This window comes from Nitrospirillum bahiense (genome assembly GCF_007828025.1).
Taxonomy (GTDB): domain Bacteria; phylum Pseudomonadota; class Alphaproteobacteria; order Azospirillales; family Azospirillaceae; genus Nitrospirillum; species Nitrospirillum amazonense.
Genome location: NZ_VITO01000005.1, coordinates 341,778 through 365,488, shown reverse-complemented (window position 1 = coordinate 365,488; position 23,711 = coordinate 341,778). Strand labels below are relative to the sequence as shown.

General features: G+C 68.7%; 25 protein-coding genes. 18 read left to right on the top strand and 7 right to left on the bottom strand.

What is annotated here, in order from left to right:
- The first annotated feature begins 403 nt into the window (after positions 1 to 403).
- The 12 genes from FBZ88_RS10000 (at position 404) to FBZ88_RS09945 (ending at position 10,552) form a co-directional block, all read left to right on the top strand.
- Positions 404 to 1,642, top strand: a complete 1,239-nt coding sequence (locus FBZ88_RS10000; protein WP_145616651.1) for a urate hydroxylase PuuD — start codon at positions 404 to 406, stop codon at positions 1,640 to 1,642.
- Positions 1,643 to 1,656: 14 nt separating this feature from the next.
- The gene (gene guaD, locus FBZ88_RS09995; RefSeq protein WP_246138594.1) at positions 1,657 to 3,114 is read left to right on the top strand and encodes a guanine deaminase; all 1,458 of its coding nucleotides are present in this window, start codon (positions 1,657 to 1,659) and stop codon (positions 3,112 to 3,114) included.
- 78 nt (positions 3,115 to 3,192) lie between these two features.
- Complete coding sequence (locus FBZ88_RS09990) at positions 3,193 to 4,125, top strand: LysR family transcriptional regulator (RefSeq protein WP_145616650.1); 933 nt, start codon at positions 3,193 to 3,195, stop codon at positions 4,123 to 4,125.
- A 228-nt stretch (positions 4,126 to 4,353) separates the two neighbouring features.
- Complete coding sequence (locus tag FBZ88_RS09985; RefSeq protein WP_145616649.1) at positions 4,354 to 5,175, top strand: urease accessory protein UreD; 822 nt, start codon at positions 4,354 to 4,356, stop codon at positions 5,173 to 5,175.
- Positions 5,176 to 5,188: 13 nt separating this feature from the next.
- Positions 5,189 to 5,491, top strand: a complete 303-nt coding sequence (locus FBZ88_RS09980; RefSeq protein ID WP_004273333.1) for an urease subunit gamma — start codon at positions 5,189 to 5,191, stop codon at positions 5,489 to 5,491.
- Positions 5,492 to 5,506: 15 nt separating this feature from the next.
- Positions 5,507 to 5,824, top strand: a complete 318-nt coding sequence (locus tag FBZ88_RS09975; RefSeq protein WP_145616687.1) for an urease subunit beta — start codon at positions 5,507 to 5,509, stop codon at positions 5,822 to 5,824.
- Positions 5,824 to 7,548 (top strand): urease subunit alpha, encoded by a 1,725-nt coding sequence (ureC, locus tag FBZ88_RS09970; RefSeq protein WP_088874217.1) that lies wholly within the window; start codon positions 5,824 to 5,826, stop codon positions 7,546 to 7,548. Before FBZ88_RS09975 ends, ureC begins: the two co-directional genes overlap by 1 nt.
- A gap of 11 nt (positions 7,549 to 7,559) precedes the next feature.
- Positions 7,560 to 8,120 (top strand): urease accessory protein UreE, encoded by a 561-nt coding sequence (locus FBZ88_RS09965; RefSeq protein ID WP_244909648.1) that lies wholly within the window; start codon positions 7,560 to 7,562, stop codon positions 8,118 to 8,120.
- Positions 8,080 to 8,805 carry an urease accessory protein UreF gene (locus tag FBZ88_RS09960; protein ID WP_244909649.1) on the top strand — a complete coding sequence of 242 codons (726 nt, stop codon included), beginning with the start codon at positions 8,080 to 8,082 and terminating at the stop codon, positions 8,803 to 8,805. Before FBZ88_RS09965 ends, FBZ88_RS09960 begins: the two co-directional genes overlap by 41 nt.
- Positions 8,802 to 9,431 (top strand): urease accessory protein UreG, encoded by a 630-nt coding sequence (ureG, locus tag FBZ88_RS09955; RefSeq protein WP_088874219.1) that lies wholly within the window; start codon positions 8,802 to 8,804, stop codon positions 9,429 to 9,431. Before FBZ88_RS09960 ends, ureG begins: the two co-directional genes overlap by 4 nt.
- A gap of 57 nt (positions 9,432 to 9,488) precedes the next feature.
- Positions 9,489 to 10,106, top strand: coding sequence for a HupE/UreJ family protein (locus FBZ88_RS09950; protein WP_145616648.1), 618 nt, complete (start codon positions 9,489 to 9,491; stop codon positions 10,104 to 10,106).
- Positions 10,106 to 10,552, top strand: a complete 447-nt coding sequence (locus FBZ88_RS09945) for a hypothetical protein (protein ID WP_088874221.1) — start codon at positions 10,106 to 10,108, stop codon at positions 10,550 to 10,552. The genes FBZ88_RS09950 and FBZ88_RS09945 overlap by 1 nt, the downstream gene beginning before the upstream one ends.
- On the opposite strand, the gene FBZ88_RS09940 is transcribed toward FBZ88_RS09945, so the two are convergent.
- From FBZ88_RS09940 to FBZ88_RS09915, 6 genes are all read right to left on the bottom strand, one after another.
- Entirely contained in the window at positions 10,528 to 11,100 is a 573-nt protein-coding gene (locus tag FBZ88_RS09940; protein WP_145616647.1) for a hypothetical protein, read from the bottom strand. The two genes, FBZ88_RS09945 and FBZ88_RS09940, sit on opposite strands and share 25 nt — an antisense overlap.
- A gap of 4 nt (positions 11,101 to 11,104) precedes the next feature.
- Complete coding sequence (locus FBZ88_RS09935; protein WP_145616646.1) at positions 11,105 to 11,683, bottom strand: hypothetical protein; 579 nt, start codon at positions 11,681 to 11,683, stop codon at positions 11,105 to 11,107.
- 117 nt (positions 11,684 to 11,800) lie between these two features.
- Positions 11,801 to 12,850 (bottom strand): DUF3298 domain-containing protein, encoded by a 1,050-nt coding sequence (locus FBZ88_RS09930; protein WP_186464308.1) that lies wholly within the window; start codon positions 12,848 to 12,850, stop codon positions 11,801 to 11,803.
- A gap of 17 nt (positions 12,851 to 12,867) precedes the next feature.
- Positions 12,868 to 13,386: a GNAT family N-acetyltransferase gene (locus FBZ88_RS09925; protein ID WP_246138597.1), complete on the bottom strand. Its 519-nt coding sequence runs from the start codon at positions 13,384 to 13,386 to the stop codon at positions 12,868 to 12,870.
- Positions 13,387 to 13,391: 5 nt separating this feature from the next.
- Positions 13,392 to 14,840: an alpha/beta hydrolase family protein gene (locus FBZ88_RS09920; protein ID WP_145616643.1), complete on the bottom strand. Its 1,449-nt coding sequence runs from the start codon at positions 14,838 to 14,840 to the stop codon at positions 13,392 to 13,394.
- Between the two features lie 137 nt (positions 14,841 to 14,977).
- Positions 14,978 to 15,478, bottom strand: coding sequence for a hypothetical protein (locus FBZ88_RS09915; RefSeq protein WP_145616642.1), 501 nt, complete (start codon positions 15,476 to 15,478; stop codon positions 14,978 to 14,980).
- 219 nt (positions 15,479 to 15,697) lie between these two features.
- Here FBZ88_RS09915 and FBZ88_RS09910 point away from each other — a divergent pair, with 219 nt between their 5' ends.
- Positions 15,698 to 16,603, top strand: a complete 906-nt coding sequence (locus FBZ88_RS09910; RefSeq protein ID WP_088874227.1) for a LysR family transcriptional regulator — start codon at positions 15,698 to 15,700, stop codon at positions 16,601 to 16,603.
- Between the two features lie 85 nt (positions 16,604 to 16,688).
- On the opposite strand, the gene FBZ88_RS09905 is transcribed toward FBZ88_RS09910, so the two are convergent.
- Positions 16,689 to 17,420, bottom strand: coding sequence for a tetratricopeptide repeat protein (locus FBZ88_RS09905; RefSeq protein ID WP_145616641.1), 732 nt, complete (start codon positions 17,418 to 17,420; stop codon positions 16,689 to 16,691).
- A 192-nt stretch (positions 17,421 to 17,612) separates the two neighbouring features.
- Between FBZ88_RS09905 and FBZ88_RS09900 the strand changes: the two genes are divergently transcribed.
- From FBZ88_RS09900 to FBZ88_RS09880, 5 genes are read left to right on the top strand one after another with little or no spacing between them, the layout of a single operon-like run.
- Positions 17,613 to 18,110, top strand: coding sequence for a formate dehydrogenase subunit gamma (locus FBZ88_RS09900; RefSeq protein WP_145616640.1), 498 nt, complete (start codon positions 17,613 to 17,615; stop codon positions 18,108 to 18,110).
- Entirely contained in the window at positions 18,107 to 19,663 is a 1,557-nt protein-coding gene (locus tag FBZ88_RS09895) for a formate dehydrogenase beta subunit (protein WP_145616639.1), read from the top strand. Before FBZ88_RS09900 ends, FBZ88_RS09895 begins: the two co-directional genes overlap by 4 nt.
- Positions 19,664 to 19,677: 14 nt before the next feature.
- On the top strand, positions 19,678 to 22,539 hold the full coding sequence (fdhF, locus tag FBZ88_RS09890; protein WP_145616638.1) for a formate dehydrogenase subunit alpha: 2,862 nt from the start codon (positions 19,678 to 19,680) through the stop codon (positions 22,537 to 22,539).
- Positions 22,536 to 23,411 carry a formate dehydrogenase accessory sulfurtransferase FdhD gene (fdhD, locus tag FBZ88_RS09885; protein ID WP_145616637.1) on the top strand — a complete coding sequence of 292 codons (876 nt, stop codon included), beginning with the start codon at positions 22,536 to 22,538 and terminating at the stop codon, positions 23,409 to 23,411. Before fdhF ends, fdhD begins: the two co-directional genes overlap by 4 nt.
- Positions 23,401 to 23,616, top strand: a complete 216-nt coding sequence (locus FBZ88_RS09880) for a formate dehydrogenase subunit delta (RefSeq protein ID WP_040846996.1) — start codon at positions 23,401 to 23,403, stop codon at positions 23,614 to 23,616. Before fdhD ends, FBZ88_RS09880 begins: the two co-directional genes overlap by 11 nt.
- The last annotated feature ends 95 nt before the right edge of the window (positions 23,617 to 23,711 follow it).

Sequence of the window (23,711 nt, the reverse complement as noted above, 5' to 3'; positions counted from 1 at the left end):
TCCGATCCCCGCATGCCGCCCTCGGCTCCGTTCCAAGGCCAACAGTGAATCATGCTGAAACTCAGGCAGCCACAGGCTTTTTCAACAGCCTGCTAAACCTTACATGACAGACTGTCTCTCCTGGAGGCCAAAGCAGTGGACATTGCTGCTCCGAACGTCCTGGGCACTCCGGCCGCTTGCGGTCCGAGATGATGGCGGTTGTCGGATTCGACTTATCAAGGTTCGCAGAAAAAAGTCGCCGGTCTGCTTTCGGCCCAAGGTGGACTCCATCCATCATCACCCAGCGCTTCCTCTTCCCGCCTTTCCACGATTTTTGAAGCTGTTGCCGATACGCGAACCCTGGCGCGGCGGCGCCCGTCCCCGTAGCGTTGTGCGGTTGCACAAAATGCGGGGCGGCGGGACCATGGAGTTCATTTTCTGGGAGTGGGTCAATACGCTGGCGCGCTGGCTGCATATCGTGGCGGCCGTGGCGTGGATCGGATCCTCCTTCTATTTCATGGCCTTGGACGCCAGCCTGCGCAAGCGGCCCCACCTGCCCCAGGGTGTGCAGGGGGAGGCCTGGCAGGTCCACGGCGGCGGCTTCTACAACATGGTGAAATACCTGGTGGCGCCCAGCCAGATGCCGGCTGAGCTCACCTGGTTCAAGTGGGAGGCGTACACCACCTGGCTCAGCGGCTTTTTCCTGCTGTGCGTCCTTTATTACCGGGGTGCCGACCTGCTCCTGATCGACCAGTCGGTCATGGCGCTCACGCAATGGCAGGCCATAGCCCTCAGCGTCGGCCTGCTGGCCGCGGGCTGGATCGTCTATGACCTGATGTGCCGCTCCCCCCTGGGCCGGCACAACGGCGCCCTGGCGGCGGTGGGCTTCGTCTTCCTGGTGGCGGCCTGCTGGGGCACGACCCACGTTTTCAGCCCGCGCGGCGCCATGCTGCAGATGGGCGCCCTGATCGGCACCATGATGGTGGCCAACGTCTTCCTGCTGATCATCCCCAACCAGCGCAAGGTGGTGGCGACGCTGCTGGCCGGCGGCACGCCGGACCCGTCGCTGGGCAAGGCCGCGAAGCAGCGGTCCATGCACAACAACTACCTGACCCTGCCGGTCGTCTTCCTCATGATCGGCAACCACTATCCGCTGACCTACGCCACCCGCTACAACTGGGTGATCTTCGCCGTCATCCTGGTGGTGGGCGCCAGCGTCCGCCATTTCTTCAACACCAAGCATGCCGGCAAGCCGGCGCCGTGGTGGACCTGGGGCATTGCCGCCGCCGGCATCCTGCTGACCGCGTGGCTGAGTGCGCAAGGGTCGGCCGACGGCGGCCCTGCCGCTGGCGCTGCAACCTCCAGCAGTCCCGCCTATGGGGCCACCTTCGCCCAGGCGCAGGAGGTGGTGATGAACCGGTGCAGCATGTGCCATACGGCGTCCCCGGCCTGGGACGGCATCAACGCCCCGCCGCATGGCGTCATCCTTGACAATCCGGGCGATATCCTGCGCCATGCCGACGATATCCGGCGCCAGGCCGCGCTCAGCAGCGCCATGCCGCCCGGCAATGTCACCCTGATCACGCCGGAGGAACGGGCCATCCTGGCCGCCTGGTCCGCCGGTGCGGCATCGCCTCACATGGCATCCGCAAGCGTCCCGTAACCTGGATATTCGTCATGGCGTTCACCCCCGGAACCACCGCCCTGCGCGGCCGGCTTTTGACCTTCCTGCGCGCGCCCCAGGGCCCGGGCGACCGCGACAGCTATCGGTACATTTCCGACGGATTGGTGGTGGTCACGGCCGGCCGCATCACGGCGGTGGGAAATGCGTCGGACCTGCTGCCCACTCTGCCGGCCGGAATGGCGGTGGACCATTACCCCGACAGCTTGATCCTGCCGGGCTTCATCGACACCCACATCCACTTCCCCCAGACCCAGGTCATCGCTTCCTACGGGGCGCAGCTGATGGAGTGGCTGGAGAAGTACACCTTCATCGAGGAACAGCGGTACGCCGACCACGCGCACGCCAGCCGCAACGCCCGCTTCTTCCTGGATGAGCTGGCGCGCAACGGCACGACGTCGGCCGTGGTCTACGGCAGCGTCCACCCCGGCTCGGTCAAGGCCCTGTTCACGGAGGCGGAGGCGCGCGGCGTGGGCCTGGTGGCGGGCAAGGTCATGATGGACCGCCACGCCCCCACCGCCCTGACCGACACCGCCCAGACCAGCTACGACCATTCCAAGGCGCTGATCGGCGCCTGGCACGGCGTGGGCCGCCAGCGCTACGCCGTCACCCCGCGCTTCGCCATCACCTCCACGCCCGAACAGCTGGAGGCCGCCGGCGCGCTGCTGCGGGAGCACCCCGGCGTCTACATGCAGACCCACCTGTCGGAGAATCACGAGGAAATCCGCCAGGTGGCGCGCCTGTATCCGGAGGCCACCGATTACCTGGACGTCTACGACCGCTTCGGCCTGCTGGGCGACCGCTCGCTGTTCGGCCATTGCATCCATCTGAGCGAGCGGGAGATGGCCCGGATGCACGAGACGGCGTCCGTCGCCGTCTTCTGCCCCACCAGCAACCTGTTCATCGGCAGCGGCCTGTTCGATCGCGCCGCGTTGGAGAACCCTGCCCGGCCGGTGCGCCTGGGCCTGGCCACCGACGTGGGCGGCGGCACCAGCTATTCCCTGCTGCGCACGGCGGGCGAGGGGTACAAGGTCCTGCAGCTGCGCGGCCAAAGCTGGCCGGCCCTGGCCGCCTTCGACCTCATGACCCGGGGCAACGCGGCAGCCCTCGGCCTGACGGAGGAGATCGGCCAGATCGCCCCCGGCCGCTATGCCGACCTGGTGGTGCTGGACCCGTCCGCCACCCCCGCCATGGCCCACAGGCGCGACGTCATCCAGGGCGACCTGGAGGAAGAGCTGTTCCTGCTGATGACCCTGGGCGACGACCGGGCGGTGCGGGCGACCTACATCCAGGGCCAGCGGGTGCATGATCGTGACGCTGTTATAGCTGATACCGTGGCGCTGGGTATCCAGCGTGGTTTGGCAGACATCGCCACTGGCCGTCTGGTGCCGCATGACGAGGCCATGGACGAGCTGGATGCCTCTATCGAGCAGGCCGTGCGCGATAGTCATTGAAATGACTGGCCCCAGCCTTGCACGAAAGCGGGCCGAGGGCGAGAGTGTCGCCGTGGATCAAGGCCGGGGGATGGGGTGATGGCCCTGCTGGAGAACATGCAGGTCTTCGTGCGCGTGGTGGACCTGGGCAGCCTGTCGGCGGCCGGGCGGAACCTGCGCATGTCGCCGGCCCTGGTCAGCCACCGCATCCAGCAGCTGGAGGCGCACCTGGGCGCCCGGCTGCTGAACCGTACCACCCGCCAGCTGCAGGCCACCGAGACCGGCCAGGTCTTCTACCAGCATTGCCTGGAGGTGCTGGAGGCCGTGGAGCGGGCGCACAGCAGCATCGCGGCCGAGGGCGGCGCCCCCTCGGGCAGCGTGCGGGTGACGGCACCCTTGGGCTTCGGCCGGCGCGTGCTGGGCCCGCTGGTGCCGGAGTTCCGCGCCGCCAACCCCATGGTGGATGTGCGCCTGCGCCTGTCCGACCATCTGCTGGATCTGCTGCGCGAGTCCGTGGACATGGCCATCCGCATGGCCACACTGAAGGACAGCAGCTTCGTCGTGCGCAAGATCGCCGACCTGCGGCGCGTGCTGGTGGCGGCACCCCGGTATCTGGAGGCGCGCGGCCGGCCCAAGGCGCCGTCCGACCTGCTGGAGCATGACTGCCTGCTGCTGCGCTTCCCCGGCACGCAGCAGTACCGCTGGACACTGACCAGTCCCGGGAAAGACGAGAGCAAGAGCACCAAGCTGTCCATCGCCGGCCCCATGGACGCCGACGACGGCGACGTGCTGACCCGGTGGGCGGTGGACGGTCATGGCATCGCCCTGAAACCCCTGTGGGAGGTGGCGGAGGAGGTCAAGTCCGGTGCCCTGGAAATCGTGATGCCCGAGCATCCGCCGGAGCCGGTGCAACTGGCCATCGTTTACCCGCACCGGGCGCTGCTGCCGGCCAAGGTGCAGTCTCTGTCCGATTTCCTGGTGCCACGCGTGCGTACCCTGCTGGCCGCCAGCCATCCGGACGCCGTGCTGTGACGGGGCGGCCCGTACGTCAAATGACGTATGGGGCCTGCCCATCTTTTAAGCGCACATCGACAGACGCCCAATTTCTGGGCGATGATCGTTGCCCGCGCGGGTGGGCGTGCCAAGCTGACCGCATGGTCAACCCCTGGCACGGCGGTTGCGAACCGCCGCCCGGGAAACAGTGGGGTGGCCTGGGAATGACGCGGGACGGAACAGCGCCGAAGGGGAACGGGGGGTGTTGTGCCTGACGCCGCCTTGGGACCGGCCAGCCGACTGCAGCGCCTGGAGGGCCGCGTCGTCCTGGGTGTGAAGGCGGACGCGGACGGCATCACCCGCCTGGATCGCCTCTACCAATCCGGATCCGCGCGCCTGCGCCTGCCCAAGGGGCCGGGGGTGGAGGGCGTGCTGATCAACACCGGCGGCGGCCTGACGGGCGGCGACGTGCTGGAGACGGAGGTGATCGTGGCGGCCGGCGCCCGCGCCACCGTCACCACCCAGGCGGCCGAGAAGGTCTACCGCGCCAGCGCCGGGGAGGCGCGGGTGCTGAACCGCCTGGTGGTGGCTGGCCGGCTGGACTGGCTGCCGCAGGAAACCATCCTGTTCGATGGCGCCCGGCTGTGCCGCCGGCTGGAGGTGGAGATGGCGCCGGACGCCACCCTGCTGGCGGCGGAGGCCACGGTGTTCGGCCGCACCGCCCGGGGGGAGCGGGTGACCCACGGCCTGTTCCGCGATGACTGGCGTATCCGCCGGGGCGGTCACCTGGCCTATGCGGATGCCGTGCGGCTTGAGGGTGACATCGATGCCCAGCTGGCGCGCGCGGCCGTGGCCGGTGGCGGCCGTGCGGTGGCGTCCTGCCTTTATGTGGCGGGGGATGCGGAAGCCCGGGTGGACGCGGTACGCGAGGTATTACGTGTCGACGGCGTGAAGGCCGGGGCCAGCGCTTGGAACGGCCTGCTGGCCCTGCGCCTGGTGGCGCCCGACGGCCAGGCCCTGCTGCGCGCCTGGGCGCCCCTGATCGAATTCCTGCGCGGGACGCCGGTCCCGCGCGTCTGGCGTTGCTGACGGAGGATATGCGGTGAACCTGACCCCGCGTGAGAAGGACAAGCTGCTGATCGCCATGGCGGCCATGGTGGCGCGCCGCCGCCTGGAACGGGGCGTGAAGCTGAACCATCCCGAGGCCATCGCCCTCATCACCGACTTCGTGGTCGAGGGGGCCCGCGACGGGCGCCCAGTGGCGGAGCTGATGGACCAAGGCGCCCACGTGGTGGGCCGCCACCAGGTGATGGAGGGCATCGCCGAGATGATCCCCGACGTGCAGGTGGAGGCGACATTCCCAGACGGGGTGAAGCTGGTCACCGTCCATAACCCCATCCGCTGAGGTGCCGTGATGACGATGATCCCGGGACAAGTCTACACCGATGAGGGTGAGATCGAGCTGAACGCCGGCCTGCCCACGGTGACGCTGGACGTGGCCAACACCGGCGACCGGCCCATCCAGGTGGGCAGCCATTTCCATTTCTTCGAGACCAACGCGGGCCTGAGCTTCGACCGCGCCCAGGCCTATGGCCACCGGCTGGACATCGCCGCCGGCACGGCGGTGCGGTTCGAGCCGGGGCAGACCCGCACCGTCACCCTGGTGCCCTATCGCGGCGCCCGGACGGTGTACGGGTTCAACGCCAAGGTTTCCGGTCCCCTTAAGGGAGGCAATTGATGGCCGTGAGGATCAGCCGCGCCGCCTATGCGGACATGTTCGGCCCCACCGTGGGCGACCGGGTGCGCCTGGCCGACACCGACCTGATCGTGGAGGTGGAGAAGGACTTCACCACCTATGGCGAGGAGGTGAAGTTCGGCGGCGGCAAGGTCATCCGCGACGGCATGGGCCAGTCGCAGGCGACGCGCGCCCAGGGGCCAATGGGGGGTGCCGTCGACACCGTCATCACCAACGCCCTGATCATCGACCACTGGGGCATCGTCAAGGCCGACGTGGGCCTGCGCGACGGCCGCATTCATCATATCGGCAAGGCCGGCAATCCCGACGTCCAGCCGGGGGTGGACATCATCGTCGGGCCAGGGACCGAGGTCATCGCGGGCGAGGGCAAGATCCTCACCGCCGGCGGCATCGACACCCACATCCACTTCATCTGCCCGCAGCAGATCGAAGAGGCGCTGATGTCCGGCGTCACCACCATGCTGGGCGGCGGTACCGGCCCCGCCACCGGCACCAACGCCACCACCTGCACGCCCGGCCCCTGGCACCTGGCCCGCATGCTGGAGGCGGCGGAGGCCTTCCCCATGAACCTGGCCTTCGCCGGCAAGGGCAACGCGGCACTGCCGGCGGCGCTGGAGGAACAGGTGCGCGCCGGGGCGGCGGCGCTGAAGCTGCATGAGGACTGGGGCACCACCCCGGCCGCCATCGACACCTGCCTGGATGTGGGCGACCGCTTCGACGTGCAGGTGATGATTCACTCCGACACGCTGAACGAGTCCGGCTTCGTCGAAGACACGATATCCGCCTTCAAGGGCCGCACCATCCACGCCTACCATACCGAGGGGGCGGGCGGCGGCCACGCGCCGGACATCATCAAGGTCTGTGGTCTTTCCAACGTCATCCCGTCCTCGACCAACCCGACGCGGCCCTACACCCGCAACACGGTGGATGAGCACCTGGACATGCTCATGGTCTGCCACCACCTGGACCCCAACATACCCGAGGACGTGGCCTTCGCCGAAAGCCGCATCCGGCGCGAGACCATCGCGGCGGAGGATGTGCTGCACGACCTGGGCGCCCTCTCCATCATCTCCTCCGACAGCCAGGCCATGGGCAGGGTGGGCGAGGTGCTGATCCGCACCTGGCAGACCGCGCACAAGATGAAGGTGCAGCGCGGCCGGCTGGCGGAGGAGACGGGCGAGAACGACAACGCGCGGGTGAAGCGCTACATCGCCAAGGTCACCATCAACCCCGCCATCGCCCACGGCATGAGTGCGCATGTCGGCTCCATCGCCGCCGGCAAGCTGGCCGACCTGGTGCTGTGGTCACCGGCCTTCTTCGGGGTGAAGCCGGACCTGGTGCTGAAGATGGGCACCATCGTGGCCGCGCCCATGGGCGACCCCAACGCCAGCATCCCCACGCCCCAGCCGGTGCACTATCGCCCCATGTTCGGCGCCTATGGCCGGGCGGTGCGGCGCAGCGCCGTCACCTTCGTCTCGCAGGCGGCCTTGGACGACGGGCTGGGCCAGCGCCTGGGCCTGGAAAAGACCCTGCTGGCCGTCAGCAATACCCGGGGCGGCATCGGCAAGGCCGCCATGGTGCACAACAACGCCACGCCGCATGTCGAGGTGGACCCGGAAACCTATGAGGTGCGGGTGAATGGCCAGATCGTCACCTGCGAACCCGCCGACGTGCTGCCCCTGGCGCAGCGCTATTTCCTGTTCTGAGGATCGCCGCCTTGAGTGAAGACCTCCCCCCTTCGACTGATTTGCCCAGGGCCCATACCGTTCTGCCCGCCGGCTATTGGGATGCCGCCAAGGCGGTGGGCACCGTGACGCTGGATTTCGACCACCGCTGCCGCCGGCGCCTGCGGCTGGAGCGGGACGGGAGCGCTGGCGCCTTCCTGCTGGACCTGCCCAGCCCCCGCCATATCCGCGACGGCGATGGCCTGGTGCTGACCGGTGTCGGCATCGTGGCGGTCAGGGCGGCGCCGGAGGACCTGATGGAGGTGCGGTGCGAGGCCATCGCCGACCTGCTGCGCATGGCCTGGCACATCGGCAACCGCCACATCCCGGCCGAGCTGCGCGGCGACCGCCTGCGCATCCGTGCCGACCATGTGCTGGCCGACATGCTGACCGGACTGGGCGCCATCGTCACCCCCGTCTCCGCCCCCTTCGACCCCGAGGGCGGCGCCTATGGCGACAGCCCGGCCGGTGGCGGGCATGGTCACTCCCACGGTCATGGGCATGATCACGACCATGGACACGACCATCACCACCACGGGCACGGCCATGGCTGAGGCCGTCGCCGACGCTGCCGGCGTCTACCGCCTCATGACCTGGCTGACGGCCTCCTTCCCGGTGGGCGCCTTTTCCTACAGCCACGGCCTGGAATGGGGCGTGGAGGATGGCACCATCCGCACGGTGGAGGCGCTGGTGGCCTGGGTGGACGATCTGCTGACCCTGGGCTCCGGCTGGAACGACGCCGTGCTGGCGGCGGCGGCCTGGCGCGCCTCGGCGGCCAATAACTGGACGGGCCTGGCCGAGGTGGCTGAACTGGCGGCCGCCCTGACGCCTACGGCGGAGCGGCGGCTGGAAAGCCTGTCCCAAGGCCGGGCCTTCGCTGCCGCCATCGCGTCGGCCTGGCCCTGTGCCGCTGTCGACCGGCTGAAGGCGATGGGCGGCGACCTGGCCTATCCCGTGGCGGTGGGGGCGGTGGCCGCCGGCCATGGCCTCGGCCTGCCGGCCACCTTGCTGGGCTATCTGCACGGCTTCGTCGGCAATCTGGTGTCGGCGGCCCTGCGCCTGGTGCCCCTGGGCCAGACGGACGGCCAGCGCGCGCTGGCGCGGGCTGAACCCCTGGTGCTGGCCACCGCGGCCCGCGCGGCCCTTAGCACCCTGGATGATCTGGGCGGGGCGGCCTGGGTGGCCGACATCGCCTCCATGAACCACGAGACGCAATACACGAGGTTGTTTCGCTCATGAGCACGTCCACGTCTTCACCCAATGGCCCCCTGCGGGTGGGCATCGGCGGCCCCGTCGGTTCCGGCAAGACCGCGTTGATGGAGGCGCTGTGCAAGCGGTTCCGCGACATCTACAACATCGTCGCCATCACCAACGACATCTACACCAAGGAAGACGCCCTGATCCTGACGCGCGTCGGCGCGCTGGATCCCGACCGCATCCTGGGGGTGGAGACGGGCGGCTGCCCCCACACGGCCATTCGTGAGGACGCGTCCATCAACCTGGCGGCGGTCGATCAGATGAACGCCAAGTTCCCGGGCCTGGACATCATTCTCATCGAATCCGGCGGCGACAACCTGGCCGCCACCTTCAGCCCGGAACTGGCCGACATCACCATCTACGTCATCGACGTGGCGGCGGGGGAGAAGATCCCGCGCAAGGGCGGCCCCGGCATCACCCGGTCCGACCTGCTGGTCATCAACAAGATCGACCTGGCCCCCTTGGTGGGTGCCAGCCTGGAGGTGATGGACAGCGACACCAAGCGCATGCGGGGCGAACGCCCCTACGTCTTCACCAACCTGAAGACCGCGCAGGGCCTGGACGTCGTCACCCGCTTCATTGAACGCGCCGGCGGCTTGGCCGCCTAGGGGAAAGGGCGGCCTGGCCGCCTGAGCTTTATAGACATCGAACAGGGGAACCCGACCATGATGCACCGCCGCCTGCTGACCGCCCTGGCCGCCGCCGCCGCATTTGCCCCCGCCGTGGCGATGGCCCACCCCGGCATGCCCGGCCACACCCATGGCTTCACCGATGGCTTCGCCCATCCCTTCGGCGGGCTGGACCATCTGGCCGCCATGACCGCCGTGGGCCTGTGGGCTGGCCAGCAGACCAAAGGGGGGCAGGCCAAAGGGGGGCACGGCAGCCGAGCGGTGTGGCTGTGGCCCCTGGCCTTTCTGGCCCTGCTGGTGGCCGGTGCCATCGCCGGCGCCAACGGCCTGGCGCTGCCGGGTGTCGAATGGGGCATCGTCCTGTCGGTGGCGGCCCTGGGCTGGCTGACGGCCTTCGGCGCCCGGCTGCCCTTGGCCGCGGGCGTTGCCCTGATCGGCGCTTTCGCCCTCTGCCACGGCGCCGCCCATGGGGTGGAGATGCCGGCTGACGCCGATGGCCTGGCCTACGGCCTCGGCTTCGTCACCGCCTCCGCCGTCCTGCACCTCACCGGCGTCGCCCTTTCCCGCCTGGCGGAGCGCGCCGGCCTGCAACTGGTCCCGCGCCTGGCCGGCCTGGGCTTAGCGGCCATGGCGCCGCTGTTGCTGGCGGTGTGATGAGGCGCCTGCTTCTCCTCGGTGTGTTGGCCGCCGCCCCGGCGATGGCGGCCGACACGCCGCGTTGGATGGGCAACGGCGACAAGGCCGGCCTCGCCTATGATGGGGCGGGGGAGTTTTCCGGCATGGCGCTGAGCTGTGAGGCCGGCCCCCTGACCCTGTGGCTGGAAACCGACTGTGGTGGGGACGATACCTGTCCCGTGGCCCTGGTCCTGGATGGCCGCCCCATGCCTCTGGGCGTGGGACGGTATGTCGCCGATGGGATGAGCGGCGTGCTGGTGCCCTTCCCGGCCGCAGCGCTGGACCGCCTGGGCCGCGCCCGCCGCCTTCAATTTCGCATAGGATCGGCAGTGAGCCCGGCAATCACCACCGAGGGCCTGGCTGGGGCGATGGGGACGTTACGGGCCGCGTGTGGGGACGCTCAGCAACCGAAGTCCACCAGATAGAAGTGATCACCGACAGCGGCGTTGACGGCGTAACCGCAACTTAATTCCGACCCGGCGGCTCGATCATTCCAAGTGGTAGATTGTTGGCTGCGCGGTAATCCTATTTCGTCGCTCTCATCATAGACGACGCCGATGGTCATGGCGATGAAGCCGCCCCACTCGATGATTGCCAGTCTCGGCTGCCCAGTTTGGGGCAGGGCGCGGATTTGGGCCAGATAGCGGGGTCGAGCGATCGCAAAATGCAGGCGATCACCCAGAACGCGAGCGCCGAAAATGACCGGCTTTGGCCACAGGGCGGAAGCCAGGAAGACGAGGGGTAGGATGGCCATGGCGCAGGCCTGCGGAACGTTCCGCCGCCACGCCGATCGTAGGGCAGCCACGGTGGACGCCAGAGCTGCCCCGCTCCAGGCCACGATGACGACCAGTCCAGCGATCAGGTACAGGGGTGGTGCCGATAGCAGAACGGTCTCGATCAGCACCAGGCATAAGAAAAGACCGATGATGATCAGAATGGGCCGGTGGAAATGGTGTTGCAAGTCGGGCGGCATGTGATCAGCACCCCACGCCCACGGCATAGAAATGCTCGCCCAGTTCTGTGCGCACGCGATAGCCATAGGGGCAGGCGAGGTCGGTGTGCTCGGTCCGCGCCTTCGAGGAGGCGGATTGCCGCTCGGGCGGCAGGGTGACCTCATCGCTCTCATCATAGACCAGGCTGGTCGAGGCGACGATGAAGCCGCCCCAGCCCCAGACCAACAGCTTGGGTTCGCCGGTATCCGCCAGGGCGCGGACTTGGGCCAGGTATGAGGGGCGCCCCTGGGCGAAGTGCAGGTGGTCCGCCAGCGATTGCGCGCCACCCATGACCAGGCGGGGTTGAACCACCATCACCAGGAAGGCCAGGGCCAGCAGCGCCAGGGATAGGGCGCGCCGGGGCAGCCCGTCACGGCGGGCCCGCACCGCCTGGCGCGCCGCCGCCATCGCAGCACCACACCAGAGCGCGAGGAGCGCCAGGGCGTCGAACGGTGGTTCCCACTCCAGTGCGGTGTCGACCAGCACCAAGCCGGCGAAGAGGACGGCGGCGGCCGGGACGGGCCAAATAGCGGGACGGTCGGGGCTGAGGGTGGCGATGGCCATGAGGCAGCTCGGGTAGGGGGATGAGCTTACCTACCCTAGCCGTGACGCCTTGCCTCCTGGGCTGCATTTTCCCAGCAGAAACCGGCACTTATCGTGCATAATTTGTGCAGGCGGCAATCAGGGCGGGTCCTGCGCCGGGACCCGCGCCAGTTCCAGGATGGGCGTGTCCTTGATCAAATAAGGGCGCAGGTCGTTCCAAGGGATGGTCACTGCCGGCTCGCCAGCGGCATAGGGTGCCACCTCATAGGTTGCGAAGGCTACGCTCAGGCCGTCGCTGTCGAACTCCCAATGGGTAGGCTGGGCCACCATTGGCTCCAGTTCCGCCGCGGTGCCGGTGAACACTTTATTGTCTGGGCCAATGATCCCCTGTTCCACCAATCCGTCGTAGCAGCGCTTGGCCAGAAAGGCCCGCCATGGCTTGGCGGCGGCGAAGACGCGATCCGCCGTCAACTCCTTGCCCTCCTGGGCCAGGAAAAAGCGATTGGCGCTGTCGCTCGTGCCATGGGCGGCGCCGTGGCCGTAATCCCAGGTGTCGATCTGGATTTCGGCCACGTGGTCGGTGTAGGCGATCAGGCGGTAGGTGTTGACGATCTCCTCACTCGGTTGCGCCAGGCGGCCCGGCTTGGCCGCTTGCGTTTCGATGGTGGGGAATTTGGCCAGGGTGCGGATATAGGCGTTCACCTGTTTGTCCTGCGGCCGCGTGCCTGCCACCTGGTCCATGTTGAATTCCATCGTGCCGGTATCGTCGGCCCCGTCGGTTCCGGCCTCGGTGGCGACGTCGAAGCGCTGCATCTGATAGACGGTCGTGGTGCCGACAGTGCGCAGTGATTGGGGCAGGCTGCCCAGGCGCTCTTTATACTTTTCGCCCAGGCAGGTGGAAACGCCGTCCGGGGGGGCGCGTTTCACGGGTTTGCAATATCGGTGGACGTAGACCAGCCAGTTGCGCTGGTTCTGCACCAGTTCTGGCCTGATGTCGGCCGGGGCCGATGCCAAAGTCTGGCGATAGGCGGTGGCCAGCTTTTCGTCCACCGCCGACAGGGACGGGTCGGCGCAGATCGCCTTTTCCACCGCCGTTTCCGCTTTGGCGCAGTCGAAACTGGCGGCGCCGGCTTGGTCCCTTAGAAGAAGCAAGCCGGTGGCACAAACAAGGACACGGGAAAGGCGCACTGGAAAACTTCCTTCGCTTAAGGGTCGGTTGGCAAGTGAAGTAAGTCGCCAACCCGTCGCCACAACACCTCCCGTGTCGCCGGATCCACGGTGATGATCTGGCGCTCCAGTGTCGCGCGCAAGGCCGGTCCCATGTGCTCTTCCGGCATGAGCGTATAACCGTGGCGGCGGAACCAGGGGCCGTTCCAGGGTGGCGCCTGGAAGGTGGTCAGCGTCAGGGCCTCGGCGCCCAGGGCGCGGGCGTGGCTCAATGCCTGGGCCAGCAGGGCGGCCCCGATGCCCCGCCCGCCGGCCTCGGGCGCCACCGAAATATTGGCGATGTATAGCTGGCCGTCCTGCGGCTGCAGCAGAATGAAGCCGGCGGGTCGTCCCGCGTGCTCGGCCACCCACACCGTGCCGGCCGCCAGGCGTTCAAGCGCGATCGGTGGGCGGCTGGCGACGAAGGCCAAGTCCGGCCAGGCGGCGTAGCGGCGGCGGGCGGCGCCCTCCAGCGTTTGCAGGGCGGGCAACTCATCGGCTTCGGGCGCGCGCAGCATCACGCTCACGGCTTGGGGCGCCCACTATGCGCCGCCACCCAATCGGTGATCAGGTCCAGGGCCATGGGCGCGATCGTTTCAGGGATGCGGGCATATTCGGTGGGGGCGCCGGTATCGGCGGTCTGGAACATGTGGTTCAGGCCCGGCACCTCGCGCACCTCGGCCTTGGGGTCGTCGGTCAGGGCGGCGCGCAGGGCCGGCAGGTTTTCGGAGGCTGAGACCTGCAAATCCTTGGACCCCACCAGGGCCAGAACGGGCAGGCGCAGGGTGCGCAGGGCGGGGGCGGGATCATAGGTCAGGAACCAGCGGTACCAGGGCTTGGTCACCGCCTCGATCACCGCTTCGGACGTGGCGATGCGGTTGTCGCCGCCCATCATGCCGCCCTGCAGCAGGATGCGCAGGCGGGCGCGGGCGCGCTCCGGGTCCGGTTCGTCCTTCACGATGGCATACTCGCGGCGGTCCATGTCCACCAGACGCTCGGCCCCGGATGCCCCCACGCCGGTGGCGCCGGCGATCAGGCGCTTCTGGCTCAGCAGGATGGTCTCCCCATCCACGCCCGGGCCGGCCATCAGCACCAGCCAGGCGATGGTGGGGTCGCGGCTGGCCACCATGGGGGCGATCAGCCCGCCCTCGCTGTGGCCGATCAGGCCGATGCGGCGCGGGTCGATGTCGGCGCGGCCGCGCAAATAGGCGACGCCGGCGGCGGCGTCGGTGGCGAAGTCGGGCGTGGTGGCGGCATCGAAATCACCGGTGGATTGGCCCACGCCCCGGTCGTCCACCCGCAGCACGGCGATGCCGCGCCGGGTCAGCGCGTCGGCCAGCACCAGGAAGGGCTTGTGCCCCTCGATGGTCTCATCGCGGTCCTGGGGGCCCGATCCGGTGATCAACAGCGCGGCCGGAAACGGGCCCTTGCCCGGCGGCAGGGTCAGGGTGCCGGCCAGCCGGACGCCGGATGCCGCCGGGTTGTCGTAGGCCACGCTGACCGCACGGTAGGGGAAGGGCGGCCGGGGCACCTGGGGCCGTGCCTGCTCCGCCTGGATCTGCGCGGTGGTCAGGCGGGTCAGGGCCAGCGGGCGGGACTGGTGGGCCTGTCGCCAGGTGCCGGTCAGGGTCTGCCCGTCGGCCGACAGCGTGCCGGTATAGCCGCCCAGCACGGCCGGGATGTCGAAGGTGACGGCGTCGCCCTCACGGCTGATGCTGGGGATGGGCAAGCCCAGAACCTGCTGGTCCACGCTGTCCAGCGTGCCGGCCAGGGCGGGGGCGCCGCCGGGGCCGGGCGCGGCGGTGACATGGAACTCCAGCCGCAGGCGGGTCAGCCCGGTGTCCAGCGTGCCCCGCCAGTCGCCGGTCAGGGCGGCGGCGGGCGCCGCCGGTGCCTGGGATGGGGGCGGTGCCGCCCCCGCGGCGCCAAGCGGGGGGCCGCCGGCGCAGGCGGCCCATAACAGCACCGTCATCCGCATCCAAGCCCGTCGTCGCACCGTCCAGAGCCCTTCGCCAACTGGTCGTCCCGACATAAGCGTGGGGTCGACGGGCGTCGCTGTCCAGGGGGCAAGAGGTGGTGTGGCGGTGGGACGAGGCTCAGCCGCAAGGGTCAGGCGACGGCGGCGGCGCGCCGGATACCGGGATGGAAACGGCGGGTCGCCAGGATGCCGATCCCCACGAACAGCAGCAGCAGGACGCCTTCCGCGGCGCCGAAGGGCGGCTCGCTGCCCGTGGGGGCCAGCGCGTGCAGGGCCGGCACCTTCAGGAAGGATTGGGCCACGGCGACGAAGGCCAGCAGGAAGACGCTGGCGGTCAGGCTGGCGGCGTATATCCACCGCCAGGCCCCGCGCAGGGCGAAGGCGTAAAGGGCCGCGATGGCCACCGCCAGGATCAGCAGCGACAACGCCCCCACGCCATGCGAGGGCAGGAAGCCGCTGAAGGGGAAGCCGAAGCCGGTGAGGTCGGTCAGGACGGCCGCCGCCAGGTAGACGGCGGTCAGCGCCGGCGGCACCCGGCTGCCGAACAGGCCGTTGAGCAGGAGCAGTCCCGCCGCCAAGGCCAGCAGGCTGAGATCGGTATGGAAGCCCACATAGCTGGTCGGATCGAACATGGCTTGCTCCCCTTTGATCGAAAGGGCGGTCCCCTGCCGCCTATGGCTAATCTGCCACCCTCCGTCATGCGCGGTCTTGTATCGGCCGACCCTCTTCATGGATCATGCGCACGGGATGCGGGGCCCCGGCAGCGAGGCCCCTCTGCCTACGAAACAGGCTGCGGGCGGGATGCGGTCAACAGGATCGCGCCCCGCTTTCGGGAGAGGGCGCCGCACGGCATGATCGACAAGCTGGAATTCTTCATCGCGCTGGCCCGGGAACAGCATTTCGGCCGCGCGGCGGAGGCCTGCGGCGTCACTCAGCCCACCCTGTCGGCCGGCCTGAAACAGTTGGAGGACCAGCTGGGCGTGCTGCTGGTCAACCGTGGCGCGCGCTACATGGGCCTGACGCAGGAGGGGGAGCGGGTGCTGGACTGGGCCCGCCGCATCGTGGGCGATGCCCGCGCCATGCGGCAGGAGGTGCGGGCCTTGCGCCACGGCCTCAGCGGCCACCTGCGCATCGCCGTCATTCCCACGGCGCTGGCCATGGTGCCCATCCTGACCACGCCCTATCGCGAACGGCACCCGGGCGTGAAGTTCACCGTGCTGTCGCGCACCTCCATCGAGATCCTGCATCTGCTGGAAGGGCTGGAGATCGACGCTGGCCTGACCTACCTGGACAACGAGCCCCTGGGGCGGGTGCGCACCGTACCCCTGTACCGCGAACAGTACCGCCTGCTGATCTCCCGCGACAGCCCGCTGGGCGCCCGTGCCCAGGTCAGCTGGGCCGAGGTGGGGGAGATACCGCTGTGCCTGCTGACACCGGACATGCAGAACCGGCGGATCATCGACCGGCTGTTGGCCATCGCCGGCGCCACCTCGGCGCCGACCCTGGAATCCAATTCCATGATCGTGCTGTTCTCGCACGTGCGCACGGGCAAGTGGGCCAGCATCATGCCCGAGGTGCTGACCACGGCTTTCAACTTCCCGGAGGAGATCCGGGCCATCCCCATCGTCGACCCGGCGGCGGTGCATGACATCGGCCTGGTGGTGCCCTATCGCGACCCTATGACGCCCCTGACCGCTGCCTTGGTGGCCGAGGCCAAGAAGGTGGCCCGCACCTTTGGCGAGCCCATGGCCCCCTGACAGCCGCCCCCTGACCGCAAAAAACCCCCGGGGCGGTGGCCGCTCCGGGGGTTCTCTCACATGGTGCCCGGCGCTCGGGCGGTACTCAGTTCGACGCCACCAGCTTCTGGCGGACGTCGGCCAGCAGGGCCCGGGCCTCGGCGCGGCGGCCGGCATCCCACACGGGCTGGGTCACCGACACCGGCGCCTCCAGGGCGTGGGCCAGCACCTTGGCCGAGCGCTCGTACTCACCCTGCTGCGACAGGAACTCACCGTAGAAGTAGTTGGACTCCAGCCCGTTGGGGCTCAACGCGATCCCGCGCTCCAGATACTTGCGCGCCTTGCTGTCGCTGCCGAAGCCGATGGGGAAGCCCGGCATCAGGTAGTAGAGCGAGCCCAGGTTGACCGCCGACGCGCCGTCCAGGGCGGTGGGGTCGATCTTGTCGGCTTGCTCGAACAGATCGCGGGCCTTGCGTACCAGCTCCAGCGAGCCGGCGTTCTGCTCATAGCCGGCGATGCTGCCCAGGATCAGGGCGGTACTGATCATCGGCTCGGCACGGCCCGGGTAGCGGGTCTGCAGGTCGGTGGCGCGCACCAGCAGATCCCGCATCTTCAGGGCCTGGGCCTTATCGTCGTGCATCTGGTACTTGATGACCGACCAGTCGCGCAGCAGCTGCGTCACGTCCTGCGTCATCGCCGGGTCGGTGGCCTGGGGGGCCGCCGGGGCCGCCGCCGTCACCGCCGCCGGGCTGTCGACCGAGGCGGCCTGCACCGCGATTGGGGCCGCCAGCATGAGGCTCAGCAAGGTTGAGGTCGCAACAAAAATACGCGCACGCATGATCCACGTCCCAGTGACGGGCGTCCTATTTGGGCGTCCTATTTGATTTCGATGTGCCGCGGGCGGGCATGTGCGGGCCGGGCGGCGTGATAGAAGTTTTCTATCGCAACATGGAACGGCTGCGTTGATTATGGTCCGGCGATAGCCAACTTCTAATGACAGGGAGATTGCCTGAGAAGTGAGGCCGCTGCTGTGACGTCTGCCACAACAAGTACCCCGTGGGACCGTGAAAAGGCCGCTGAAGTCATTGCGGCGCACCAAAATCTTGAAGGGCCAGCATTGCCGATACTGCATGCCTTGCAGGAGACCTTCGGCCATGTGCCTGAGGATGCGGTGCCCTTGCTTGCGGACGCGCTGAACCTTTCGCGCGCCGATGTTCACGGAATTGTAAGCTTTTACCACGACTTTAGGGAGGCACCCGCCGGCCGCCACGTGGTGAAGCTGTGCCGGGCCGAGGCCTGCCAGTCCATGGGCGGCCATACCTTGGCGGAAGGCCTGCTGCGGCGCCTGGGCCTGGACTGGGGCGGCACCACCGGCGACGGGCAGGTGACGATTGAACCTGTCTATTGCCTGGGGCTGTGCGCCTGCGCCCCGGCGGCCCTGATCGACGGCCGCCCCCTGGGCCGCCTGAACCGCGAACGCCTGGACGCCGCCGTGAACGAGGCCCGCAACGATTGGTCGACGCCATGAGCACCCGCATCTTCATTCCCCGCGACGTGGCCGCCCTGGCGGTGGGCGCCGACGAGGTCGCGCGCGCCGTGGCGGCGCAGGCCGCCGCCCTAGGCGCCGCCGTCACCATCGTGCGCACCGGCTCGCGCGGTCTGTTCTGGCTGGAACCGATGGTGGAGGTGGAAACGCCCCTGGGCCGCATCGCCTACGGCCCGGTGCAGGCCGGTGACGTGGCCGCCCTGTTCACCGCCGGCTGGCTGACCGGCGCCACGCATCCCCTGCGCGTCGGCCGGCCGGAGGACCATCCCTTCCTGGCCCGCCAGACGCGGCTGACCTTCGCCCGCTGCGGCATCGTCGATCCCCTGTCGGTGGAGGATTACAAAGCCGCCGGCGGCTATCGCGGCTTGGCCAAGGCCATCGAGGTGGGCGGTGCCGCGACGGTGGAGGCGGTGACCAAGTCCGGCCTGCGCGGTCGTGGCGGCGCCGGCTTCCCCACCGGCATCAAGTGGAAGACGGTGCGCGACGCGGTGGCGGACCAGAAGTACATCGTCTGCAACGCGGATGAGGGCGACAGCGGCACCTTCGCCGACCGCATGATCCTGGAGGGCGACCCCTTCTGCCTCATCGAGGGCATGACCATCGCCGGTTTGGCGGTGGGCGCCACGCGGGGCTACATCTACTCCCGTTCCGAATACCCGCACGCCAACGCCACCATGCGGGCGGCGCTGGACATCGCGCGCGCCGCCGGCTTGCTGGGCCGCGACATCCTGGGCTCCGGCCTGGAGTTCCACCTGGAACTGCGCGTCGGTGCCGGCGCCTATGTCTGTGGCGAGGAAACAGCGCTGCTGGAAAGCCTGGAGGGCAAGCGCGGCGTGGTGCGCGCCAAGCCGCCGCTGCCGGCGCTGAAGGGCCTGTTCGGCCGGCCCACCGTGGTCAACAACTTGCTCTCCCTGGCCACCATTCCCGTCATCATGGATTTGGGCGCGCAATACTACGCCGACTTCGGCATGGGCCGGTCGCGGGGCACCATGCCCATCCAACTGGCTGGCAACGTCCTGCATGGCGGCCTGTTCGAGACGGCCTTCGGCCTGACCCTGGGCGAGATCGTGATGGAGGTGGGCGGTGGCACCGCCAGCCGCCGGCCGGTTCGCGCGGTGCAGGCGGGCGGACCCCTGGGCGCCTACCTGCCGCCTAGCCAGTTCGACACCCCTTATGATTACGAGGCCTTCGCCGCGCGCGACGCCCTGATCGGCCACGGCGGTCTGGTGGTGTTCGACGACACGGTGGATATGGCGCACATGGCGCGCTTCGCCATGGAATTCTGCGCCGAGGAATCCTGCGGCAAGTGCACGCCCTGCCGCATCGGTTCCACCCGGGGGGCGGAGGTGGTGGACCGCATCCTGGCGGGCCGCGACGTGGCGGCCAACATCGCGCTGCTGGAAGACCTGTGCAACACCATGAAGTTCGGCTCGCTGTGTGCGCTGGGGGGCTTCACACCCTATCCGGTGCTGAGCGCCATCCGTCATTTCCCCGAGGATTTCCACGGCCGGCCCCTGCCGGTCGCGGCTGAGTGAAGGAGGGTCCGGCCATGGGCTTGGTTCCTGAGATCGACTACGGCACCCCGCATCCCCGCGGCCTGAAGGGCGACACCGACGCCAAGATGGTCACCCTGACCATCGACGGCGAGACGGTGACGGTGGCGGAGGGCACCTCCATCATGCGCGCCGCCATGGACAGTGGCGTCACCATCCCCAAGCTGTGCGCCACCGACACGCTGGACGCCTTCGGCTCCTGCCGGCTGTGCCTGGTGGAAATCCAGGGCCGGGCGGGCACGCCTGCCTCCTGCACCACGCCGGTGGCCCCGGGCATGGTGGTATCCACGCAGACGGAACGGCTGAAGCGCCTGCGCAAAGGGGTGATGGAGCTGTACATCTCCGACCATCCGCTGGATTGCCTGACCTGTGCGGCCAATGGCGACTGTGAGCTGCAGGACATGGCCGGCGCCGTGGGCCTGCGCGAGGTGCGCTATGGCATGGAGGGGGCCAACCACCTGGGCCAGGCCAAGGACACGTCCAACCCCTATTTCACCTTCGACCCGTCGAAGTGCATCGTCTGCTCCCGCTGCGTGCGGGCCTGCCAGGAGGTACAGGGCACCTTCGCGCTGACCATCCAGGACCGGGGCTTCGCCAGCAAGGTTTCGGCCGGCATGGATGAGGACTTCATGGACAGCGAGTGCGTCAGCTGCGGCGCCTGCGTCCAGGCCTGTCCCACGGCCACCCTGATGGAAAAGTCGGTCATCGAGATCGGCCAGCCGGAGCATTCCGTCGTCACCACCTGCGCCTATTGCGGCGTGGGCTGCAGCTTCAAGGCGGAGATGCGCGGGACCGAGCTGGTGCGCATGGTCCCCTACAAGGATGGCGCCGCCAACCGCGGCCATTCCTGTGTGAAGGGCCGCTTCGCCTGGGGTTACGCCACCCACCGCGAGCGCATCCTGAAGCCCATGATCCGGTCCAAGATCACCGACCCGTGGCGCGAGGTGTCGTGGGAAGAGGCCATCAGCTACACCGCCGGCGAGTTCAAGCGCATCCAGGAGAAATACGGCCGCGCCTCGGTCGGCGGCATCACCTCCTCCCGCTGCACGAATGAGGAGACGTACCTGGTGCAGAAGCTGGTGCGCGCCGGCTTCGGCAACAACAACGTCGATACCTGCGCCCGCGTCTGCCACTCCCCCACCGGCTATGGCCTGGGCACGGCCTATGGCACCTCCGCCGGCACCCAGGACTTCGACAGTGTCGAGGATACCGACGTCGTGATGGTCATCGGCGCCAATCCCACCGATGGCCACCCGGTGTTCGGTTCCCGCCTGAAGAAGCGGCTGCGCCAGGGCGCCAAGCTGATCGTCGTCGACCCGCGCCGCATCGACCTGGTGAAGACCCCGCACGTAAAGGCGGCCCACCACCTGCCGCTGCGTCCTGGCACCAACGTCGCCGTTGTCACCGCCATCGCCCACGTCATCGTCACCGAGGGCCTGGTGAACGAGGCCTTCGTGCGCGAGCGCTGCGACTGGGACGAGTTCCAGGACTGGGCGGCCTTCGTCGCCGAGGAGCGGCATAGCCCCGAGGCCATCGCCGAGTATACCGGCGTGCCGGCGGCCGAGCTGCGCGCCGCTGCCCGGCTCTACGCCACCGGCGGCAACGCCGCCATCTACTATGGCCTGGGCGTGACGGAGCACAGTCAGGGCTCCACCACCGTCATGGCCATCGCCAACCTGGCCATGGCCACGGGCAACCTGGGCCGGCGCGGCGTGGGCGTGAACCCGCTGCGCGGCCAGAACAACGTCCAGGGCAGCTGCGACATGGGCTCCTTCCCCCATGAGCTGCCGGGCTACCGCCATGTCCACGACGACGCCACCCGCGCCATCTTCGAGGACATGTGGGGCGTGACCCTGGAGAGGGAGCCGGGCTTGCGCATTCCCAACATGCTGGACGCGGCCGTCGACGGCACCTTCAAGGGCCTGTACGTCCAGGGCGAGGACATCGTGCAGTCCGACCCCGACACCCACCACGTCATCGCCGGCCTGAAGGCGATGGAGTGCGTGGTGGTTCAGGACCTGTTCCTGAATGAGACGGCGGACTACGCCCACGTCTTCCTGCCCGGTTCCACCTTCCTGGAGAAGGACGGCACCTTCACCAACGCGGAACGGCGCATCAACCGCGTGCGGCGGGTCATGCCGCCGCGCAACGGCTACGCCGACTGGGAAATCACCCAGTTGTTGTCCAACGCCCTGGGCTATCCCATGACTTATAGCCACCCGGCGGAGATCATGGCGGAGATCGCGGCCACCACCCCGGGCTTCCGCAACGTGACCTACCAGATGCTGGACGAACGCGGCTCCGTCCAGTGGCCGTGCAACGACGACGCGCCCGAGGGCACGCCCATCATGCACATCAACGGCTTCGCCCGGGGCAAGGGCAAGTTCGTGCTGACGGAATACATCCCCACGGATGAACGCACGGGCGCCCGCTTCCCCCTGCTGTTGACCACCGGCCGCATCCTCAGCCAGTACAATGTCGGCGCCCAAACGCGGCGCACGGCCAACAGCGAATGGCACAAGGAAGACAGGCTGGAGATCCACCCGCACGACGCGGAGAACCGTGGCGTGCGCGACGGCGACTGGGTAAAGCTGCAAAGCCGCGCGGGTGAAACCACGCTGCGCGCCCTGATCACCGACCGGGTGTCGCCCGGCGTGGTCTACACCACCTTCCACCACCCCATGACCCAGGCCAATGTGATCACCACCGACTATTCCGACTGGGCCACCAACTGCCCCGAATACAAGGTGACGGCGGTGCAGGTCAGCCCCAGCAACGGCCCGTCCGACTGGCAGGAGAAGTACAAGACCCACAGCGACCTCAGCCGCCGCATCGTCGGCACGGATGCCGCTGAATGACGGACCGCGTGACGCCGGTGCCGCAAGCCTTGCCGGATGCCAGCCGCCCGGTGACCCGGGTGGCCTGGCGCGATGGCGTTCCCCTGGACGGGGACCGGGTGGTGGCGGAGGAGACGGCGGTGGCCATCAGCTACGACAGTGCGGCCTACGCCGTGCTGATGGCGACCCCGCGCGACCTGGAAGACTTCGCCCTGGGCTTCAGCGTGACCGAGGGCATCATCACCGGCCGTGCGGACATCGCCGACCTCGACCTGGTGGTGGTGCCGGAAGGGGTGAACGTCCGCCTGTGGCTGGCCAAGACCCCGGGGGAGGCGCTGGAACGCCGTCGCCGTCGCCTGGCCGGCCCCATGGGCTGCGGCCTCTGCGGCCTGGAAAGCCTGGCGGAGGCGACACGGGCCCTGCCGGTGGTGCCGCAGGGCTTCACCATTGATGCGACCCAGGTGGCCGCCGCGCGCGACGACCTGGCCAACCATCAGCCGCTGTTCGAGGAGACGCGGGCCGTCCACGCCGCCGGCTTCTGGCGCCCGGATACGGGCATGGTGGCGGTGCGCGAGGACGTGGGCCGCCACAACGCGCTGGACAAGCTGGCGGGCGCCTTGATCCGGGGCGGTATCGACGCCGCGTCCGGCCTGGTGGTGATGAGCAGCCGGGTGTCGGTGGAACTGGTGCAGAAGGCGGCGGCCATGGGCGTGCCGGTGCTGGTGGCGGTTTCTGCCCCCTCAGCCCTGGCCATCCGCACGGCCGAGGCCGCCGGCATCACCCTGGTGGCGGTGGCCCGGCGCGACGGGTTCGAGGTGTTCACCCATGCCGGCCGGATCGTACCGGGCGATGGGATGGAAGCGAAGCAAGGGAATACACGGCATGTCGCCTGACAAGCTGGTCTATATGGCCAATCAAATCGGCAAGTTCTTCACCTCGCAGCCGGGCGACAAGGCAGCGGCCGGCATCGCCAACCACATCGCCAAGTTCTGGGAACCCCGGATGCGCCAGGCGATCCAGGCGCATGTGGCCCAAGGCGGGGGCGGATTGGATCCAGAGGTGCTGAAGGCGGTGGAAAGTTTGCCCAAAGTAAATTAGACTATCTGTGTAGAATAAAAACAGTACCGGGGGGATCGGTGGCGCTCCTGAAAGGGCGGCCATCTGCTTTTTACTGGCCATAAATAAAGCGGGAG

Bases quoted from the DNA above. Each gene is read 5' to 3' on its own strand.
- FBZ88_RS10000 (WP_145616651.1), top strand. From the start codon at position 404: ATGGAGTTCATTTTCTGGGAGTGGGTCAATACGCTGGCGCGCTGGCTG.
- guaD (WP_246138594.1), top strand. From the start codon at position 1,657: ATGGCGTTCACCCCCGGAACCACCGCCCTGCGCGGCCGGCTTTTGACC.
- FBZ88_RS09990 (WP_145616650.1), top strand. From the start codon at position 3,193: ATGGCCCTGCTGGAGAACATGCAGGTCTTCGTGCGCGTGGTGGACCTG.
- FBZ88_RS09975 (WP_145616687.1), top strand. From the start codon at position 5,507: ATGATCCCGGGACAAGTCTACACCGATGAGGGTGAGATCGAGCTGAAC.
- ureC (WP_088874217.1), top strand. From the start codon at position 5,824: ATGGCCGTGAGGATCAGCCGCGCCGCCTATGCGGACATGTTCGGCCCC.
- FBZ88_RS09960 (WP_244909649.1), top strand. From the start codon at position 8,080: ATGGACACGACCATCACCACCACGGGCACGGCCATGGCTGAGGCCGTC.
- ureG (WP_088874219.1), top strand. From the start codon at position 8,802: ATGAGCACGTCCACGTCTTCACCCAATGGCCCCCTGCGGGTGGGCATC.
- FBZ88_RS09950 (WP_145616648.1), top strand. From the start codon at position 9,489: ATGATGCACCGCCGCCTGCTGACCGCCCTGGCCGCCGCCGCCGCATTT.
- FBZ88_RS09945 (WP_088874221.1), top strand. From the start codon at position 10,106: ATGAGGCGCCTGCTTCTCCTCGGTGTGTTGGCCGCCGCCCCGGCGATG.
- FBZ88_RS09940 (WP_145616647.1), bottom strand. From the start codon at position 11,100: ATGCCGCCCGACTTGCAACACCATTTCCACCGGCCCATTCTGATCATC.
- FBZ88_RS09935 (WP_145616646.1), bottom strand. From the start codon at position 11,683: ATGGCCATCGCCACCCTCAGCCCCGACCGTCCCGCTATTTGGCCCGTC.
- FBZ88_RS09925 (WP_246138597.1), bottom strand. From the start codon at position 13,386: ATGCTGCGCGCGCCCGAAGCCGATGAGTTGCCCGCCCTGCAAACGCTG.
- FBZ88_RS09920 (WP_145616643.1), bottom strand. From the start codon at position 14,840: ATGACGGTGCTGTTATGGGCCGCCTGCGCCGGCGGCCCCCCGCTTGGC.
- FBZ88_RS09915 (WP_145616642.1), bottom strand. From the start codon at position 15,478: ATGTTCGATCCGACCAGCTATGTGGGCTTCCATACCGATCTCAGCCTG.
- FBZ88_RS09910 (WP_088874227.1), top strand. From the start codon at position 15,698: ATGATCGACAAGCTGGAATTCTTCATCGCGCTGGCCCGGGAACAGCAT.
- FBZ88_RS09905 (WP_145616641.1), bottom strand. From the start codon at position 17,420: ATGCGTGCGCGTATTTTTGTTGCGACCTCAACCTTGCTGAGCCTCATG.
- FBZ88_RS09895 (WP_145616639.1), top strand. From the start codon at position 18,107: ATGAGCACCCGCATCTTCATTCCCCGCGACGTGGCCGCCCTGGCGGTG.
- fdhF (WP_145616638.1), top strand. From the start codon at position 19,678: ATGGGCTTGGTTCCTGAGATCGACTACGGCACCCCGCATCCCCGCGGC.
- fdhD (WP_145616637.1), top strand. From the start codon at position 22,536: ATGACGGACCGCGTGACGCCGGTGCCGCAAGCCTTGCCGGATGCCAGC.
- FBZ88_RS09880 (WP_040846996.1), top strand. From the start codon at position 23,401: ATGTCGCCTGACAAGCTGGTCTATATGGCCAATCAAATCGGCAAGTTC.